This window comes from Caballeronia sp. LZ033 (assembly GCF_031451265.1).
Taxonomy (GTDB): Bacteria; Pseudomonadota; Gammaproteobacteria; order Burkholderiales; family Burkholderiaceae; genus Caballeronia.
In genome coordinates this window covers 1-452 of the sequence record NZ_JARUXQ010000054.1, presented here as the reverse complement: position 1 = coordinate 452, position 452 = coordinate 1, and the positions used below count along the sequence as shown (strand labels likewise).

Below are 452 nucleotides of genomic sequence, written 5' to 3'. Positions count from 1 at the left end.
GCCGGGCGCGTTCATCAACGACGGCGGCTCCATCATCGATGCTGGCACGGGCACGCTGACGATTGCGCCCGCCAACGGCGCCGGCTATTTCTCGAACGTCGGCGGCCGGATCATTACAGCCGGCACGCTCACCGCGCAGGCCGCTGGCCTGAACAACGCGAACGGCGTGCTGGCCGCACAAGGCGCGATCTCCGCGCGCTTCGCCGGCGACATCGACAATACGCAGGGCGCGATTCGCGCGCTCGGGTCGCTGTCGCTCGCCAGCGGCGGCGGCCTGACGAACACGAACGGGCAGATTCAAGCGGGCACGGGCGCAGGCGTTGATCTGAGCACGCTCGACCTTCAGGCGGCGGGCATCGACAACACGAGCGGCCTCGTGAGCAATCTCGGCATGGGCGACGCGGCCGTGCGAAGCGGCAACGGCATCGTCAACCGCAGCGGCACGATGACGG

The 452-nt window shown here is 69.2% G+C and carries 1 protein-coding gene; it reads left to right on the top strand.

What is annotated here, in order from left to right:
- Window positions 1-452, top strand: a 452-nt coding sequence (locus QCE62_RS35155) for a hypothetical protein (protein ID WP_309928039.1), incomplete at both ends; no start/stop codon positions are given.